At 65.5% G+C, this 16,068-nt stretch carries 19 protein-coding genes and 1 tRNA gene; 1 reads left to right on the top strand and 19 read right to left on the bottom strand.

The genetic code is table 11. The annotated features are described in order from the left end of the window. A partial coding sequence (locus GO615_RS21285; RefSeq protein ID WP_169131812.1) for an alkaline phosphatase family protein occupies positions 1-1,040 on the top strand: 1,040 nt, incomplete at its 5' end. Positions 1,041-1,064: 24 nt separating this feature from the next. Here GO615_RS21285 and GO615_RS21290 read toward each other — a convergent pair. From GO615_RS21290 to rpoE, 19 genes are all read right to left on the bottom strand, one after another. Next, complete coding sequence (locus GO615_RS21290) at positions 1,065-1,520, bottom strand: DUF1178 family protein (RefSeq protein ID WP_169131814.1); 456 nt, start codon at positions 1,518-1,520, stop codon at positions 1,065-1,067. 43 nt (positions 1,521-1,563) lie between these two features. Continuing rightward, positions 1,564-1,648, bottom strand: a tRNA-Leu gene (locus GO615_RS21295). Between the two features lie 47 nt (positions 1,649-1,695). Continuing rightward, positions 1,696-2,286 (bottom strand): CDP-diacylglycerol--glycerol-3-phosphate 3-phosphatidyltransferase, encoded by a 591-nt coding sequence (pgsA, locus tag GO615_RS21300; RefSeq protein ID WP_169131816.1) that lies wholly within the window; start codon positions 2,284-2,286, stop codon positions 1,696-1,698. 33 nt (positions 2,287-2,319) lie between these two features. Continuing rightward, positions 2,320-4,131: an excinuclease ABC subunit UvrC gene (gene uvrC, locus GO615_RS21305; protein ID WP_169131818.1), complete on the bottom strand. Its 1,812-nt coding sequence runs from the start codon at positions 4,129-4,131 to the stop codon at positions 2,320-2,322. A gap of 29 nt (positions 4,132-4,160) precedes the next feature. Continuing rightward, a complete protein-coding gene (gene nagZ, locus GO615_RS21310; RefSeq protein WP_169131820.1) occupies positions 4,161-5,228 on the bottom strand; it encodes a beta-N-acetylhexosaminidase in 1,068 nt (355 codons plus the stop codon). After that, complete coding sequence (gene acpS / locus GO615_RS21315) at positions 5,225-5,605, bottom strand: holo-ACP synthase (protein WP_169131822.1); 381 nt, start codon at positions 5,603-5,605, stop codon at positions 5,225-5,227. Before acpS ends, nagZ begins: the two co-directional genes overlap by 4 nt. A 10-nt stretch (positions 5,606-5,615) precedes the next feature. After that, positions 5,616-6,371: a pyridoxine 5'-phosphate synthase gene (locus tag GO615_RS21320; protein WP_169131824.1), complete on the bottom strand. Its 756-nt coding sequence runs from the start codon at positions 6,369-6,371 to the stop codon at positions 5,616-5,618. After that, positions 6,368-7,090: a DNA repair protein RecO gene (recO, locus tag GO615_RS21325; RefSeq protein WP_339380098.1), complete on the bottom strand. Its 723-nt coding sequence runs from the start codon at positions 7,088-7,090 to the stop codon at positions 6,368-6,370. The genes GO615_RS21320 and recO overlap by 4 nt, the downstream gene beginning before the upstream one ends. 21 nt (positions 7,091-7,111) lie before the next feature. Then, complete coding sequence (gene era, locus GO615_RS21330; RefSeq protein ID WP_169131826.1) at positions 7,112-8,038, bottom strand: GTPase Era; 927 nt, start codon at positions 8,036-8,038, stop codon at positions 7,112-7,114. After that, positions 8,035-8,712, bottom strand: a complete 678-nt coding sequence (gene rnc / locus GO615_RS21335; protein WP_169131828.1) for a ribonuclease III — start codon at positions 8,710-8,712, stop codon at positions 8,035-8,037. Before rnc ends, era begins: the two co-directional genes overlap by 4 nt. Then, positions 8,712-9,077, bottom strand: a complete 366-nt coding sequence (locus GO615_RS21340) for a DUF4845 domain-containing protein (protein WP_169131830.1) — start codon at positions 9,075-9,077, stop codon at positions 8,712-8,714. Before GO615_RS21340 ends, rnc begins: the two co-directional genes overlap by 1 nt. A 12-nt stretch (positions 9,078-9,089) precedes the next feature. Beyond that, entirely contained in the window at positions 9,090-9,878 is a 789-nt protein-coding gene (gene lepB, locus GO615_RS21345) for a signal peptidase I (protein ID WP_169131832.1), read from the bottom strand. Positions 9,879-9,930: 52 nt separating this feature from the next. Then, positions 9,931-11,727 carry a translation elongation factor 4 gene (gene lepA / locus GO615_RS21350; protein WP_169131834.1) on the bottom strand — a complete coding sequence of 599 codons (1,797 nt, stop codon included), beginning with the start codon at positions 11,725-11,727 and terminating at the stop codon, positions 9,931-9,933. A 54-nt stretch (positions 11,728-11,781) separates the two neighbouring features. Then, a complete protein-coding gene (locus GO615_RS21355) occupies positions 11,782-12,042 on the bottom strand; it encodes a glutaredoxin family protein (RefSeq protein WP_339380099.1) in 261 nt (86 codons plus the stop codon). Between the two features lie 2 nt (positions 12,043-12,044). After that, complete coding sequence (locus GO615_RS21360) at positions 12,045-13,469, bottom strand: Do family serine endopeptidase (protein ID WP_246262398.1); 1,425 nt, start codon at positions 13,467-13,469, stop codon at positions 12,045-12,047. Further along, on the bottom strand, positions 13,466-13,939 hold the full coding sequence (locus tag GO615_RS21365; protein ID WP_169131838.1) for a SoxR reducing system RseC family protein: 474 nt from the start codon (positions 13,937-13,939) through the stop codon (positions 13,466-13,468). Before GO615_RS21365 ends, GO615_RS21360 begins: the two co-directional genes overlap by 4 nt. Continuing rightward, positions 13,936-14,901: a MucB/RseB C-terminal domain-containing protein gene (locus tag GO615_RS21370; protein WP_169131840.1), complete on the bottom strand. Its 966-nt coding sequence runs from the start codon at positions 14,899-14,901 to the stop codon at positions 13,936-13,938. Before GO615_RS21370 ends, GO615_RS21365 begins: the two co-directional genes overlap by 4 nt. Beyond that, complete coding sequence (locus tag GO615_RS21375) at positions 14,898-15,452, bottom strand: sigma-E factor negative regulatory protein (protein WP_169131842.1); 555 nt, start codon at positions 15,450-15,452, stop codon at positions 14,898-14,900. Before GO615_RS21375 ends, GO615_RS21370 begins: the two co-directional genes overlap by 4 nt. A 9-nt stretch (positions 15,453-15,461) precedes the next feature. Then, positions 15,462-16,061 carry an RNA polymerase sigma factor RpoE gene (gene rpoE, locus GO615_RS21380; RefSeq protein ID WP_169131844.1) on the bottom strand — a complete coding sequence of 200 codons (600 nt, stop codon included), beginning with the start codon at positions 16,059-16,061 and terminating at the stop codon, positions 15,462-15,464. Between the last annotated feature and the right edge of the window lie 7 nt (positions 16,062-16,068).

The following is a 16,068-nucleotide window of genomic DNA, read 5'->3' on the forward strand; positions in this document are numbered from 1 at the left end:
ACGCCGCCCCGCGCAAGCTGGTCTTCATCCTCGTCGACGGCATGGGCGATATGTTTCTGCAGCGTACCGGCGCCGGCGGGAGTCTCCTGACGCACCGGACGGATCGCCTCACCTCGGTGTTCCCCAGCACGACTGCGAGTGCCGTCACCTGCACGATGACGGGCCTCGCACCCGCACGCCACGGCCTGACGGGCTGGTTCATCCGCGACCGGCGCTTCGGCGGCGTCATTGCGCCGCTGCCCGCCATCCAGCGCGGCGGCGCCCCGCTGCGGGGTCCGCTGGCAGTCCCCCGGCTATTCGCCTATCGCACGCTTTTCCAGCGCCGCAAACGTCCTGCAATCTTCGTCTCGCCCCAGGATCTGGCATTTTCGCCCTACTCGCGGCGCCATAGCCGCGGAGCAAGCACGCTGGGCTACAAGGGCCTGCAGGGGATGATAGACACGATCGTGGGGGCGATCCGGGGGAACGCGAACCACCCCGTTCTCGTCCATGCCTACTACCCGACCTTCGACGGACTCAGCCACGCCTACGGCTGCAACTCGGCGGAGGTCGTCACGCACTTCGGGCGCATCGACGCGGCCTTCGGGCAACTTCTTGAACGGCTGCAGGGGAGCGGTACCGACGTCGTCCTCACGGCCGATCACGGCTTCATCGACTCGCCACCGGAACGCGTGATCGAACTGACGACCCTGCCCGAACTGCAGACCATGCTGAGCACACCCCTGTTCGGCGAACGGCGTACCGCCTTTTGCGCCGTGCGCCATGGAGCGGAGCGCGATTTCGAGCTCCTGGCACGCGAATGCCTGACGGGCAAGGCGACCGTCGCGCGCTCGGACGACCTGATCGGCCTCGGCCTCTTCGGTCCGGGCAAGCCGCATCGGCGATTGCGGGAGCGGATCGGGACGCATGCACTGCTGATGGAGTCGGGCTGGACGATTCGCGACCACGTTCCGGGCGAGCAGGAACACGCGATGATAGGCGTGCACGGCGGGCTCTCGCCCGACGAGATGTGGATCCCGCTGATCCAGGCGCACTGCTGACGACCATCCGGCGCGCGCGCCCTCTCAGTGCAGATCCTCGTCCGCCGGCAGCGGCAGCACGGCGATGCCCTCGTCGATCAGCTCGCTAACGTCGTCGCGCGTGGCGCGGCCGCGAATGTTGCGCGCCTCGCTCTCGCCATGATGGATGCGACGCGCTTCGTCGGCAAAGCGCTCTCCCACATCCTCCGACTCGCGCCCGAGACGACGCAGCATCGCCACCGCCGCCGCAACCGCATCGGGGGCTGCCGGGGCCGCTCGCGCCGTTCCCGCACCGACATGAGAGCCGGATCTTGTCACCGGCACCGGGGCCGACGCCCCTGTATTCACGTACGGCGCGCTGGGACGCCGCGAAATCGTGGTCGATCCGCACACCGGACAGGACACCAGTCCGCGCTTGCGCTGCTCGTCGTAAGCGGCCGACGAGGCAAACCAGCCCTCGAACAGGTGCTCTTGGTCGCAGCTGAGGTTGAGAACGATCACGTGGAATTCCGGACTGGGGCAAGAACGCATGCCCGTTGTCGCGTGGTGCCGGGAACGGGGGTCGAACCCGTACGCCCAAGGGCTGCAGATTTTAAGTCTGCTGTGTCTACCGATTTCACCATCCCGGCCCGCGAGGGCTGGGCATTCTACCGCGCGACGATGCCCCTGCCCAGCATCAGCCGGTACGCCGCGCCTTGCTTCCGTCGTTCGCCAGATGGGGCATCGCGCGATGCAGGTAATAGCCCATGGACCACAGCGTCAGCGCCGCCGCGATGTAGATGAGGATCTCGCCGAACAGCCGGACGTTCAGGTTGAAGAGCGGTGCGTCATACAGCAGGAGGGGAATCGCGGTCATCTGCGCCGCGGTCTTGAGCTTGCCGACGAACGCCACCGCCACGCCCGCCGACTCCCCGATGCGCGCCATCCATTCGCGCAACGCGGAAATCGTGATCTCGCGCCCGATGATCACCACCGCGATGATCGAATCGACCCGCGCGAGCTGAACGAGCAGGATCAGCGCCGCCGCAACCATCAGCTTGTCGGCGACGGGGTCGAGAAAGGCGCCGAAGGCCGAAGTCTGGTTCAGCGCGCGCGCCAGATAACCGTCGAACCAGTCCGTCACCGCCGCAACGATAAAGATCAGGGTCGCGGCAAGATTCTTTTCCTGCGCATCGAGCCATTGTTCCGGAAGGTAAAAAACGCCGACAAAGAGCGGTATCAGGGCGATGCGCGCCCAGGTCAGCGAGTTCGGAATGTTGATCTGCATTGAAAAGATGACGGAATTGCGACAATTGCATGGCTAGTGCAACGCATTGTATATCGCTTCGGCGAGCTTTCGGCTCACGCCATCGACGCGGCATAGGTCTTCGACCGTCGCCGCACGCACGCCGTCGAGCCCACCGAAGGTCGCGAGCAGGTTGCGCCGCCGGGTCGCGCCGACGCCGGGGATGTCCTCGAGGCGCGAACCGATGCGCGCCTTGGCCCGGCGCGCGCGGTGACCCGTGATCGCAAAACGGTGCGCCTCGTCGCGGATTTCCTGGATCAGGTGCAGCGCCGGGTGATCCGAAGCGAGGTTCAGCGGCGCACGCCCGTCCGGGAAGATCAGCGTTTCGAGACCCGGCTTGCGCTCCTCGCCCTTGGCGACGCCGACCATCGCAATCGACTCGAGCCCGACCTCGGTGAGCACCTCGAGCGCGGAACTCACCTGCCCCTTGCCACCGTCGATCAGGATCAGGTCGGGGCACAATCCCTCGCCCGCGGCGACCTTGCCGTAGCGGCGCTCGAGCACCTGCCGCATCGCCGCGAAATCGTCGCCGCCGGTGATCCCGGCGATGTTGTAGCGACGATATTCGGAGTTCTTCATCGCGCCATCGACACACACGACGCAGGACGCGACCGTCGCCTCGCCCATCGTGTGGCTGATGTCGAAGCACTCGACCCGGCGCGGCGGCTCCGGGAGGTCGAGCACCTCGCGCAGCGCCTCGAGTCGTGCCTCGCTGCGCCCGGTGTCGCGCGCGCGAGCGACGATCGCGAGCCGGGCATTGTTCTCCGCCATCTCCATCCATGCCTTCTCGGCAGCGCTGCGCGGGGTCACCGCTGCACCGGGCTTGTCGCTGATCTCCGCCATCAGCGCCTTGACCGGCTCCAGCGCGACGTTGAGCAGCAGGCGCGCCGGCATGCCGTGGTCGCGGTAGTGCTGCTCGACGAAGGCCAGCGCGCCGTCGAGCGCGCCGCAGCCCGCCGCGGCGCTCGGGAACTGGGGACGATCGCCGAGGTGGCGGCCGCCGCGCACCATCGCGATATTCACGCAGGTCAGTCCGCCCTCCTCGACCGCGGCGATGATGTCGACGTCCTCGTCCCTGCGGCTGTCGACATACTGCCGCTGCAGCACCGCCTGCAGCACGCGCACCTGGTCGCGGACTGCCGCCGCCTCCTCGAAGGCGAGGCGCTCGGCGGCGGCGTGCATGCGCGCCGTCAGGTCGTCGATGACCTCGGAGGCCCGTCCGTCGAGAAAACGCGCCGCGAGCTTCACGTCGGCGGCGTAATTTTCGCTGTCGATCAGGCCGACGCACGGCGCGGTGCAACGCTTGATCTGGTGCAGCAGGCACGGGCGAGAACGGTTCTGGAACACCGAGTTCTCGCAGGTGCGCAGCTGGAAGGTCTTCTGCAGCAGATGGATGCTCTCGCGCACGGCGTAAGCGTTCGGAAACGGCCCGAAGTAGCGGGCGCCCTTCGCGAAGGCGCCCCGGTGGTAGGCCAGGCGCGGAAACCCGTCTCCGGAGAGTTCGATGTACGGATACGATTTGTCGTCGCGAAACAGGATGTTGTAGCGCGGCGCCAGACTCTTGATGAGGTTGTTTTCGAGGATCAGCGCCTCGGCCTCGGAACGCGTCGCCGTCACGTCGACGCGCCGGATCTGCGCGACCATCATGGCGATGCGCGGACTGGGCTGGGTGCGCTGGAAGTAGCTCGACACCCGCCGCTTGAGGTTCTTGGCCTTGCCGACGTACAGCACGCGCTCTTCGGCGCCTATCATGCGATAGACGCCGGGCTCCTCGGGTACCGTCTTCAGGAAGGTCTTGGCATCGAAAGGCGCGGCGGGCTCGCTCATTGCCGGCAGGCTCGGAAGCGGACGAAGGCTCAGGCGAGCTCTTCGGGAATCTCGACGATCGCCCCGCGCGCCTGCTGGTAGGCCGGGCTCAGTTCGAGCGCGAATGCATCGCCGAACTGCGGACGCGCACGCAAGGCCGCGATCCGCACCCGGCTCTCCGGCAGCACCTCGGGAACCCAGCGGTCGAGCAGATCCGCGGCCAGATCCGGGCGATTGCACACCAGCACCATGTCGCAGCCGGCCGCATAGGCCGCCTTCGCACGAGCGAGGATATCGCCGGCCACGGCAGCCCCCTCCATCGTCAGGTCGTCGCTGAACACGACCCCCTTGAAGCCAACGCGCCCGCGCAGGACGTCCTGTAGCCAGAAAGGCGAAAAGCCGGCGGGATTCGGATCGACCTTCGGATAGATGACGTGCGCAGGCATGACGCCGGAAAGCAGGCGGCCGATGCGATGGCGATAAGGCGCGATGTCCTCGTTCCAGATCGCGTCGAAGACGCGCTCATCGACCGGAATCTCGAGGTGCGAATCCGCCTCGACGAAACCATGTCCCGGGAAATGCTTGCCCACGCAGCCCATCCCCGCCTCAGCCATGCCCGCGGCAAGGGCCTGGGCGAGCGATGCGGCGACCTGCGGATCGCGATGGAAGGAGCGGTCCCCGATCACGCGGCTGCAGCCGTAATCGAGGTCGAGCACCGGCGCGAAGCTGAGATCGACACCGTGCGCGAGCAGTTCGGACGCGAGCACGAAGCCGACGGCGCGCGCCGCATCCAGGGCGGCCACGTGGTCGCGCGCCCACATCTGCCCGAGCCGGCGCATCGAAGGCAGGCGCGTGAAACCGTCGCTGCGGAAACGCTGCACGCGCCCGCCTTCGTGGTCGACCGCGATCACCAGCGCCGGTTCGCGCAAGGCGTGGATCTCGGCGGTCAGCGCGGAAAGCTGTTCCGATCCGGTGAAGTTGCGCGCGAACAGGATCACCCCGCCGACCAGCGGGTCGCAAAGTCGCTCCCGCTCCTCGTCCGTGAGCGCGGTGCCCGCAACATCCAGCATCACCGGCCCGAGCGGCAGGCGCAACTTGTCTTGAGTCGTCGAATTCATGTCTTCTCGATCAGCGCAAACGCAACCACGTATTCGTTTTCATCACTCAGCGTGAGGTGCGCACTGAGGCCGCGCTCCTGCATGTAGGCGGCGAGCCCCTCGTCGAACATATAGACCGGCTTGCCAAGGCCATCGTGCCCGATCCGCACCGCATGCAGCGTCGCCGGAACGGCAACCCCCGTCCCCAGGGCCTTGCCGAAGGCTTCCTTGGCGGCGAAACGCTTCGCGAGGAAGCGGGCCGGATCGCGGCTCGCCCTGAAGCCGTCGCGCTCCTCGCCGATCGCGAGGATGCGCGTGGCGAAGCGCTCGCCGTTGCGCTCCAGCGCGGCACCCAGGCGGGCGATCTGGACGATGTCGGTACCGATGCCGTGAATCATCCGCGGACGCTCAGCAGCCCTGTCCCGCAGCCTCGCGCATCAGGCGCTTCATCTCGCGCACCGCCTCGCGCATGCCCGAGAAGACCGCCCGGCTGACGATCGCGTGGCCGATGTGCAGCTCGCGCACGCCCGCGAGCCGTGCGATCGGCTGCACGTTGTAGTAGTTGAGCGCATGGCCCGCATTGAAGCGCATGCCCAAGCCCCGGATCGCCTCGCCCGCATCGCGTATCTTCGCGATTTCGGCCAGCACCGACGCGCTTTCGCCGTCCCGTCCCGCATTATGGAAGGCATGTGCGTAAGGCCCGGTGTGGATCTCGCACACGCGCGCGCCAATGCGCGCGGCCGCCTCGACCTGCGCAATCTCCGCGTCGATGAATACGCTGGTGACGATACCGGCATCGGCCAGGCGTCCGACCACGCCCTTCAACCGCTCCTCCTGCGCGACGACGTCGAGCCCGCCTTCGGTCGTCACCTCGTGCCGCCCCTCGGGCACCAGCATCGCCATCTCGGGCTTGAGCCGGCACGCGATCCCGACCATCTCGTCGGTCGCCGCCATCTCGAGGTTGAGCTTGACCTGCGTCAGCTCGCGCAGGCGGCGCACGTCCTCGTCCTGGATATGGCGTCGGTCCTCGCGCAGATGCACGGTGATGCCGTCAGCGCCGCCCAGATGTGCCTCCACGGCCGCCCACACGGGGTCCGGTTCCCAGGTGCGACGCGCCTGGCGCAGCGTCGCCACATGGTCGATATTCACGCCGAGTTCGATCACAGCTCCAGCAACTCCTTTAAGACCCGGCGCGACTGCAGCGTCTGACCGCCGAGATAATGATTGATCAGCATGCGCAGCAAGGCCTTGCTCTGCGCCAGCGTTTCGGGGCGAGAGAAATCGTCGTGCTCCATGTCGAGCAAGGTCTGGCCGCTCGTTGCCGCTGCATCGCCCGCCCCTTCCGGAACCGGCACCGGGCCGCGCTCGATTATATAGACGTAGTCCGTGCGAGGATCGAGCGGCTCACCCGAGTCGCCTTCCGCAGCGAGACCGATGCCGTAGCCCAACTCACGCAACAGTGCGAGCTCGAAGCGACGCAGGATCGGCTCCTGCGGCTCGCCGCGACCGAGGCAGGCAATCGCGCGGGCGTAGGCGTCGAACAGCACGGGATGCGGATCCTCGCGGGCCGTGAGCCGCACCAACAGCTCGTTCAGGTAGTAGCCGCACATCAGCCCACGACCGACCAGCAGGGGCTGGCCGCCGCAGCGCTCGGCGCGCACGAGCGTCTTCACCTCGCCGCCGCCCGACCAATCCAGCAGCAGCGGCTGGAATGCCATGATGACGCCGCGCAGCGCCGACATCGGGCGCCTTGCGCCCTTTGCCACAAGCGCAACGCGGCCGTAGTCGCGCGAGAAGACTTCGACGATGAGGCTGGTCTCGCGCCAGGGATGGGTATGCAGAACGAAGCCCGGCTGTCCGTCGACGCGCTGCTTCTGGCTCACGACGGCACGCGTCCGCAGGTCTTATTCGTAGCCCAGGCTCTTGAGGGCGCGCTCGTCATCCGCCCAGCCGCTCTTGACCTTGACCCACACCTCGAGAAACACCTTGCCGTCGAAGAGCTGCTCGAGTTCGACACGCGCCTCCGAGGCGATGCGCTTGAGCTGCTCGCCCCCCTTGCCGATGACGATCGCCTTGTGACTGGCACGGTCGACGACCACCGCGGCATGAATGCGGCGCAGATTGCCTTCCGTCTCGAAATTCTCGATCTCCACGGCAATGCCGTAGGGCAGCTCATCCCCCAGCAGGCGGAAAAGCTTCTCGCGCAGGAACTCGGCAGCGAGGAACCGCTCGCTGCGGTCGGTGACCTCGTCCTCGCCGTACATCGGCGCCCCCTCAGGCAACAGCGGCGTCACCGCCCGCAGCAACTGCTCGACGTTGGTCCCACGCTCGGCACTGAGCGGGACGATCTCGGTGAACGGATAAGCGTCCTTCACGCGCGCGATGAAAGGCAGCAGCTGGGTCTTGTCGGCAAGCCGGTCGACCTTGTTGATGACCAGCACCACATTCCCTTCCTTCGGCAGCACCTCGACGACCTTGCGGTCATCTTCGCCGAAGCGGCCGGCCTCGATCACGAAGAGCACCAGATCCACGTCCGCGAGCACCTGCGACACCGTCCGGTTCATCGAACGGTTGAGCGCATTGCGATGCTTGGTCTGGAAGCCTGGCGTATCCACGAAGACGAACTGCGCCTCATCGTTCGTCAGGATTCCGGTGACGCGATGGCGCGTCGTCTGCGCCTTGCGCGAAACGATGCTGATCTTCTGCCCGATCAGACGGTTCAACAGCGTCGACTTGCCGACGTTGGGCCGCCCGACGATGGCAACGAATCCCGTGCGGAACCCTTCGGGCGCGGCGGTGGGCCCGCTTTCCGGGCCAATATTCTCGTTCATGACTTCCTCAACTGCGCCAGCGCGTTCTCGGCCGACTGCTGTTCGGCGGCGCGACGACTCGCGCCGCGCCCGGTGGTACGGATCTTCAGCGCGTTGACCTCGCAGGTGACCTCGAATTCCTGCGCGTGCGCCTCGCCGTGCACCTTCACCGTCGTGTAGGTCGGGAGCGCCAGTCGGCGACCCTGCAGGTACTCCTGCAGCGCCGTCTTCGGGTCCTTGGCGGCCACGCGGGGATCGATCTCTGCGATCAGCGGTGCATACAGGCGATCGATCACGGCCTTGGCCGCGTCGAAGCCCTGATCGAGGAACACCGCCGCGAAAGTGGCCTCCATTGCGTCGGCGAGGATGGAGGGCCGGCGGAACCCGCCGCTCTTCATTTCGCCCTCGCCCAGGCGCAGGTACTCGCCGAGTTCCAGCTCGCGGGCGATGCGGTGCAAGCCGTCCTGGCAAACCAGCGAAGCCCGCAGGCGGGACATCTCCCCCTCGCGCAACTCACCGAATCGCTCGAAAAGCGCGATCGCGACGACGCAATTGAGGATGCTGTCGCCGAGAAACTCGAGCCGCTCGTTATTGGGCTGGCCGAAGCTGCGGTGCGTGAGCGCCTGCTCCAGCAGCGCGCGCTTCCCGAACTGATACCCAAGGCCCCGCTGGAGGCGGTCGAGATTGACTGCCACTATCGTCCGGTCGTTGTCGCTTTGAAGTCGATCAGCAGGCTAACGTTGGCCACCACCGGCACCTGGCGCGAATACTCGACGTCGATCACGACCTTGCCGCCATCCTTGCGAATGTCGAGATCGGCCCCGGTGACCGTGACCACATCGTCGATCTGCCCTCGGCGCTCGAAACTCCGGCGCATGTCGGCGATCGACGCGCCGCCGTCGCCCTCATCAGCCACGAGTTTGATGATGCGCTGAATCGCGAAGTACTCGTTCACCGCCGGAACTGCACGAAAGCCGATCAGCAGCACGAAACCCAGAAGGCCGCCGACAACCAGTACGCTGATGGGGCTCACGCCCCGCTGCCATTTCATCATCCGCATGCCGTCTCCGTATCAGTGGAACCCGCCAATCCGTTTCATGTCGTTGAAGTTGAACCAGATGAAGAACGCCCGGCCGACGATGTTCTCATCCGGTACGAACCCCCAGACGCGGCTGTCGCTGCTCGCATCGCGATTGTCACCCATCACGAAGTAATGCCCTTCGGGTACGGTGCAACGCACGCCGGACGTAGTATAGGTGCAGTTCTCCCGATGCGGATAATCGAGCACCTGCGGCACCAAGGGCGGCACGTCGCGTTCGATCAGCACCGAATGCTCCACCGCGCCGAGTTTTTCCTGGAAACGCGGCGAGTAGTACAGACGATCAGGGTGAAGATAATCGTCCTGCCCGGTGATCGGCACGGCTTCGCCGTTTATGCGCAGGCGCTTGTCCACGTACTCGATCCTGTCACCCGGCAGGCCCACGACGCGCTTGATGTAATCCATCGACGGATCGGCCGGGTAGCGGAATACCATCACGTCGCCGCGTTTGGGCGAATTGACGTCGATGATCTTCTTGTTGATCACCGGCAGCCTGATGCCATAGGTCCACTTGTTCACGAGGATGAAATCGCCGACAAGCAGCGTCGGGATCATCGATCCGGACGGGATCTTGAATGGCTCGACGATGAACGAACGCAGGCCGAACACGATCAGGATGACCGGAAAGAAACTCGCGCCATACTCGACCCACCAAGGCGAGGGGGTGCCGGGAGCGCGACGCTTCTTGGCGTAGAAACGATCGATGACCCACAGGATCGCTGTCGCCACCAGCAGCAGGAACAACACCAGCGCAAAGTTCACACAGACTCCGTTTCGTCGCGATTCAACGCGGCGCCCAACAGGGCGCCACCGCCTACTTGCCTTCGTCCACCCGCAACACGGAGAGGAAGGCCTCCTGCGGAATTTCGACGTTACCGACCTGCTTCATGCGCTTTTTGCCTTCCTTCTGCTTCTCGAGCAGCTTCTTCTTCCGCGAGATGTCACCGCCGTAACACTTCGCGAGCACGTTCTTGCGCAGCGCCTTGATGGTCTCCCGTGCGATGATGTGCGAGCCGATCGCCGCCTGAACGGCGACGTCGAACATCTGGCGCGGGATCAGAGAACGCAGCTTCGCTGCGACTTCGCGGCCACGGTACTGCGCCGAGGCGCGGTGCACGATCACCGACAGCGCATCGACCTTCTCGCCACCGACCATCATGTCGAGCTTCACGAGATCGGCCGCGCGGTACTCCTTGAACTCGTAGTCGAGCGACGCGTAGCCGCGCGACACCGACTTCAGCTTGTCGAAGAAGTCCATCACCACTTCGTTCATCGGCAGGTCGTAGATCAGCTGCACCTGGCGGCCGTGGTAGCGCATGTCAACCTGCACGCCGCGCTTCAGGTTGCACAGCGTAATCACCGGACCGACATACTCCTGCGGCATGAAGATCGTCGCCGTGATGATGGGCTCACGAATCTCCGCGACCTTCGACAGGTCGGGCAGCTTGGACGGATTCTCGACATGAATCACTTCGCCGCTGTTCATCACCACCTCATACACGACGGTAGGTGCCGTGGTGATGAGGTTCATGTCGAATTCACGTTCGAGGCGCTCCTGCACGATGTCCATGTGCAGCAGCCCGAGGAAGCCGCAGCGGAAGCCGAACCCCAAGGCCTGCGAGACTTCCGGTTCGAACTGCAGCGACGCGTCGTTGAGGCGCAGCTTCTCCAGCGAATCGCGCAACTGGTCGTATTCGCTCGACTCGACCGGATAAAGGCCCGCGAACACCTGCGGTTTGATCTCCTTGAAGCCGGGCAGCGGCTCAGCCGCCGGCCGGCTCGCGAGCGTCACGGTGTCGCCGACCTTCGCCGCCTGCAGTTCCTTGATGCCGGCAATGATGAACCCCACCTCGCCGGCGGACAACTCGGTACGCGCAACCGAGCGCGGCGTGAACACGCCGACCTGGTCGCACGGATACTGCGCGCCAGTGGCCATCAACAGGATCCGGTCCTTCGGCCGCAGCACGCCGTCCACGACGCGCACCAGCATCACCACACCGACGTAGTTGTCGAACCACGAATCGATGATCAGTGCCTTCAGCGGCGCGGCGGGATCGCCTTTGGGCGGCGGAACGCGGCGCACCACGGTCTCGAGCACATCCTCGATGCCCAGTCCGGTTTTCGCCGAACACAGCACCGCCTCGGACGCATCGACGCCAATGACGTCCTCGATCTCCTGGCGCGCGTTGTCCGGATCCGCGGCGGGCAGGTCGATCTTATTCAGGACCGGCACGACCTCGACGTTGTGCTCGATCGCGGTGTAGCAGTTCGCAACCGTCTGCGCCTCCACGCCTTGCGACGCATCGACCACGAGGAGTGCGCCTTCGCACGCCGACAGCGAACGGCTCACCTCGTAGGAGAAGTCGACGTGTCCCGGAGTATCGATCAGGTTGAGGTTATAGACCTGGCCATCCTTCGCCTTGTACTGCAGGGCGGCGGTCTGCGCCTTGATCGTAATCCCGCGCTCGCGCTCGAGGTCCATCGAATCGAGAACCTGCTCCTCCATCTCGCGGTCGGAGAGTCCGCCGCAATAGTGGATGAGGCGATCGGCCAGCGTAGACTTGCCGTGATCGATGTGGGCGATGATGGAGAAGTTTCGGATGTGTTGCATGCGCCAACAAAAGAAAGGTGCCTCGCGGCACCTAATAAGTTTCGGTTGAATCGGCTAAGCGGCGGATTCTAGCGGAAAACGCCCGCAATAGGCACGGATCGCTCCCTCGTCCAGATGGTAATGGCACAGCTCGGTATCACCGGCGAGGACGACGGGAACCAGTTCATCCCATTTGGCTTCAAGCGCCGGATCCGCGTCTACGTCCACGACGCGCACGTCCCATCCGAGTTCGGCGGCGAGCGGCAACAGCCGATCGACGAGGTCATGGCACAAGTGGCACCACTCGCGGCTCATGACGGTCAATTCGCGCTCCACGCTCAATCTCCCGCCCTCAGCGTCACGTAGCTCGTCCCCGAACCGCGGTGCACCAGCAGCGTGACCAACTGGCCATCCTTGATATCCGCCGCCAGGCGCGTAAAACCGTCGACCGTCTTCAGCGCGACCTGACGCCCACCGGACACCATTGCGAGCACGATATCCCCGACCTGCAGGTCGGCGCGCGCTGCGGCACCCTGCGCCCGCTCGATAACCAGCCCGTGCTCCACGTTGCGCTCGCGCTTCTGCGCCGGGGTCGGCAATCCGAGCACCAGGCCGAGCTTGTTGGGGGCTGGCTTGGCGCGGTCGCTACGGCGCGAGCGCGGATTGCCTTCGTCAGCCCATTCGCCGACCACGATGCCGACCTCGCGAAGCACACCCGCCCGGTACAGCGACAGGCTTACCTGGGCTCCGGGGCGGCTCGACGACACGATCCGCGGCAGGTCGCTGGACTGCTCGACTGGCTTCCCGGCGAATCGCACGATCACGTCGCCTTGTTCGATACCTGCTTTCGCAGCGGGACCGTCGGGTTCGACCGCGCTCACGAGCGCTCCTTCCGCACGCGGCAGCGCGAAAGTCTCGGCCAGCGAGCGCGTCACTTCCTGGATTGCAACACCGATACGGCCGCGCTGGACCCGCCCGCTGGCCTTGAGCTGCGCCTGGATCTCCATCGCAAGGTTGATCGGGATCGCGAATGACAGCCCCATGAAACCACCGGTCTGGCTGTATATCTGCGAGTTGATGCCGACCACCTCGCCCTTCAGGTTGAACAGCGGCCCCCCAGAGTTGCCGGGATTGATCGCGACGTCCGTCTGGATGAAGGGCACGAAGTTCTCATCCGGAAGGCTGCGCCCCTTGGCGCTGACGATACCGGCCGTCACCGAATGATCGAAGCCGAAGGGCGATCCGATCGCAACCACCCATTCGCCCACCTGCAGCTTGTCCGGGTCGCCGATCGCCAGGCGCGGCAAATCCGTCGCATCGATCTTGATCAGCGCGACGTCGGAGCGCGCGTCCGCCCCCACCACACGCGCCCGGAACTCGCGCTTGTCGTTGAGGCGGACAATGATCTCCTCCGCCTCCTCGACGACATGCGCATTGGTGAGAATATAACCGTCGGCGCTCACGATGAAGCCGGAGCCGAGCGACTTGTTGTCGGGGTCGATGCGTGGATGCTCGGGCTTGCGCGGAATGAAGCGCCGAAAGAAATCGAACATCGGATCGTCCGGCGCCAACTGGGGAAAGCCCGGCCCCGCGCCCTTGCCTGCCTGGGCGGCGCTGATGTTCACCACGGCCGCCCCATGCCGCTGCACGATCTGCGTGAAATCGGGCAAGGCGATCACGCCGCCGGCGGCATATGCGGACGAGGCCGCAAAAGCGCACGACAGCGCAAAGACAAGCGCACGCAACAGACGCCCGAGGCTCATCCCTCCTGCGCCCCCGTCACACCACATCCCGCGCTCCCGCGCACCATCTCGATTTCGAAGCCGTGACGCGCGGTCCGGCTGCGGAACACCGCACGATTAACCCCGAGCGCTATAGCAAGACCCGCAAGCCCGCCCGCCGCCGTGCCCAGATCCTGCGCCCCGACATCGGCCAATGCGCTACCCAGCGCAGCTCCAATCAGCAGCAGAGTGACGGACAGGCCGTAGCCCAGCAGCGCACCCCGCAAGGGCGCACCGTCGCGCATCCGCAGGCGCACCTGCTCGCCCGGACGGACATCGATCGAATTCGGCACCGCGAACACTTCGTCCGGCGCCTTCAGCGCATACGCGATGCCGGTCGAGCGGCAGCCGCCCGGTTCATCGCAGCGTCCGCAGCCGCCCGCCCGCTCGGTGAGACGAACCCAGGCGCGCCCGCCTTCGACGCGATCGACGATGCCCCGCGCCTCATTCATCGCATCACCGGCTCGATCGCGTCGCCCAGCCGCTGCACCGAACGCAATGGCACTTCGCCCAGAGCCGTCACCAGATGCGGACCGACGACGCGTTTGTATATGTTGATCGCACCACTCGCAAACGGCCCGGGCTCGACACGCGCCCCGTCATTCGGCTCGATGAACACCGAGATCGACGCGAGTCCGTCGCTGTAGACCATGTGCAGAGCCTCGCCCCGGTCGCGGCCGAGAGGTCGGCGCATTACCGAAACGAGCGAGAACCCGGCAAGCGGCGCGTTGAGCGCCCAGCCGCTGTCCTCCTTGCGCACCTCTACGCCGTTGGCGTGGACGACCCGCCAGTCGCTGCTCTTGGTGATGCGCGGGCGGAAGGCGTCGCTGCCGATCTCGCCGCCGATCTTGACGTCGCTGAAGGTGAATTGCTCGACGATCTCGCCGCGCTCGTCGACCGTACGGGCCTTGAGCAGCAGGCCCGACTGCACCTCCGCCCACAGTTGGTAGCCGAAGCGTAGGTCGTCCTTCGGCTCCAGGATGATCTGCTGGGCGTCCAGCCCGGCAACGCGCCCCACGCTGCCCTTGCGGATACGATAATTCTCGGCGAGGCCGCCGAACGCCACGGGCAGTCGCGAAGGAAAGGCGCGCCGCGTACCGGGACGATCGACGATGACGGTCTTCTGGTCCGGCAGCACGCAACGCACTTCGCTGTTGCTGCGGATCACCTCGCGCGGGCTGCCGTCGAGCACCTCCAGGCGTTCATGCTCGCCGTTCGCGTCGCTCATGTGCGCGATGCGCGAGGTCTCGAAATTCTTCCCCGACTGATAGATGAAGGTACCGTAATAATTGAGGCGCTGGCCCGCGGTGGCCATGCGCCCGAGCCACGAGAGGGGGTCACCCGGCGACTCGGCAATGGCCGGCGCCTGCGACAATGCCACACAGACCGCCAATACAGCAGACACCCACCTCATCGGCCACTGCCCTGCCCGACGTCGGAAACGGTGCGCACGTGCTGGATCACACCCGAGATGGGCCCGCCGCCCGACATCGCCTGATGCACGAAGACATATTCGCGAGTCGGATCGACCGCGACCTGACTCGGCGAAACCGCAACCGGACGCACCGCCGCGTGCGCGGCGACGGCAGTCGACGATCGCGCGACGGCGACCTGCCCAGCCGTCGGCTGCCCCTGATCGCTGTACAGCGTATGGGCCACCCAGCCCACGGCAGCCACGCCCATCACCGAGGGGGCCAGCGGCATCAGCGACCGCCACAGTCGCCCGCCTTCCGCGGCGGGGCGTGAGGAAGGCGCCAGCAGGGTCGGCTCCTCGTCGATATTCGCCATGACCCGCCCGACGAATCCGGCGTTGCCGTCACGATCTCCGCGTAGCACGTCACCGATCAGGCAGTAAGCCTCCCAGTCGGTGCGCAACGAACGGTCCCGCCGCATCGACTCGAAAACCGGATGCGCCGACTGCTCGTCGAGATCACCATCCAGAAGTGCCGACAATCTGTCCTTCATGAGTACCACCTACCAACGTTTATCAGGCGCCGTGTCCAGCAGCGGCCGCAGTCTTTCAGCAATCGCCTCGCGTGCGCGGAAGATTCGCGAACGCACGGTTCCGATCGGACAATCCATGATGCTGGCAATTTCCTCGTAGCTCAGTCCTTCGAGTTCACGCAGCATGATCGCGGTACGCAACTCCTCCGGCAGCGCTTCCATCGCGTGATCGACCGTCTCACCGATCTGCCGCGTCATCATCAGACGCTCCGGCGTATTGATGTCACGCAACTGCTCGCCTTCCTCGAAGGTTTCCGCCTCTTCGGAATCGAATCCGGTCGAGGTGGGCGCCCGTCGGCCTTGCGAAACCAGGTAGTTCTTGGCGGTATTGATCCCGATACGGTAAAGCCACGTGTAAAAAGCGCTATCACCACGAAACGATCCCAAGGCGCGATACGCCTTGATGAAGGTTTCCTGGGCCACATCCTCGACCTCTGCCGAATCGCGGATCAAGCGGGACAGCAGCCTGTGCAGCTTGCGTTGGTACTTTGCTACCAGCAAGCCGAAAGCCTGCTTGTCACCGCGCTGCACGCGCTCGACAAGCTGCTGATCTATCTCGCGATCGCTCATGGGCGGG

Source organism: Aromatoleum evansii (assembly GCF_012910805.1).
Lineage (GTDB): Bacteria > Pseudomonadota > Gammaproteobacteria > Burkholderiales > Rhodocyclaceae > Aromatoleum > Aromatoleum evansii.